Source organism: Stenotrophomonas sp. Sm6012, from assembly GCF_030985895.1.
Taxonomy (GTDB): domain Bacteria; phylum Pseudomonadota; class Gammaproteobacteria; order Xanthomonadales; family Xanthomonadaceae; genus Stenotrophomonas; species Stenotrophomonas forensis.
Genome location: NZ_JAPTFX010000273.1, coordinates 1 through 1,615 on the forward strand (window position 1 = coordinate 1; position 1,615 = coordinate 1,615).

Consider the following 1,615-nt stretch of genomic DNA (forward strand, 5'->3'; position numbering starts at 1 on the left):
CGCCGGGCATGGCCCGGCGCCAGCGTCATTCGTTCGGCGGCGTGGTCGCCTTGGCCTCGCTGCCGAAACCACCGTCAGCTTCCGCGGCCAGGTACGCGAATACCGTGTACGCGGCCACGTTCTGCGCCAACGCCTTCGGGTCGATCTTGTCCAGCGTGTCGTCGGCGGTGTGGTGCAGGTGGAAGTAGTCCGAGCCATCCTGCGCCAGCCACGCCCACGCACCGCCCTTGGCCGCCAGCGGGCCGACATCCGGGCCCGGGCCGCCCTTGTCGGCCTGGTACTCGATGCCCAGCGGCTTCATCACTTCGGCGATCTGCCGGGTCGCTTCGCGCGAGCCTTCCGGGTTCGGCGAACCGGTATTGAAGGCATAGATGCGGCCGGCACCGAAGTCGCTCTCGGCGGCCAGCTGATGCAGGGCCACGTCCTTGGCGTGTGCTTCGGCGTAGGCCTTGCCGCCGTACAGGCCCTGTTCCTCGTTGGCGAAGGCGATCACGCGAATGGTGCGCTTCGGCGCCTGCTTGAGCTGGCCGATCAGGTGCCCGGCCGCCATGGTGATGCCCACGCCTGCGCCGTCATCGACCGCGCCGGTGCCCAGGTCCCAGGAATCCAGATGGCCACCGATCACCACCACTTCCTTCGGCAGGCTGCGGCCGGTGATCTCGCCGATCACGTTGTACGAGGTGGCCGTGCCATCCCAGCCGCAATCCAGCGCCACCTTCACCGTGGTGCTGCCACGGGCCAGCAGGCGCGCCAGCTGATCGGCGTCGGGCACCGACAGTGCTGCCGACGGCACCGGCGTCAGGCCTTCATCGAAGCGGGTGATGCCGGTATGCGGCACGCGATGCGAGTCGGTACCCGCCGAGCGCATCAGGAAGCCGACCGCACCCTTGCGGATCGCCTCCGACGGGCCCTTGCTGCGGATCGCGCCGCCACGGCCGTAGTCGCGGCCATCGCGGAACGGCAGCATCTGGTAATCGACGAAAGCGATCTTGCCCTTCAGCGAGCCGGCCGGCGCCGCCTGCAATGCGGCCAGATCGGCAAAGCGCACCACCTCGGCTTCAACGGTGCCGCCCGGGCTGCCGCCCAGCGCGGTGATCTGCAGCGGCTGCGGATTCCTGCCGGTCACGGCGGCATGTTCGCTGCGGCGTTCCCACTTCGGGAACGTCACCGGTTCCTTCCATACCTTGTCGAAGCCGAGTGCCTTGAACTTGGCTTCGGCCCAGGCCACGGCGCGGGCATCGGCTTCGCTGCCGGCGATGCGCGGACCGATCTCGGTGGTGAGCGATTCGACCACCTTCCAGCCGGTGTCGTCAGCCAGTGCCTGGTCGCGCAGCTGTGCGGCGGTGGCCAGCGAGGCCGGGGGCAGGGTGGTGGTGCGCGGCGCCGCGAAGGCCGGGGCGGCCAGCAGGGCGAGGGAGGATGCGATGGCAAGCACACGGCGACGCATGGACAACTCCGGGAAGGGACCTAAGCCTTGGAGCTTAACAGTCGTTCAGGCGTGCGCATGGGCGGGAGGTCATGGCTGGCGCGAACGCTGTTTTCCGCCACGTACGGCAAAGCGAAAGCCCCGCCGGGGCGGGGCTTTCGTGCGGTCGCGGTAGTGCCGGCCGCTGGC

At 69.4% G+C, this 1,615-nt stretch carries 1 protein-coding gene; it reads right to left on the minus strand.

All coding sequences use genetic code 11. The features are described from left to right. Positions 1-25: 25 nt before the first annotated feature. A complete protein-coding gene (locus tag O0J73_RS22320; RefSeq protein ID WP_004154383.1) occupies positions 26-1,447 on the minus strand; it encodes a M28 family peptidase in 1,422 nt (473 codons plus the stop codon). Positions 1,448-1,615 lie beyond the last annotated feature (168 nt).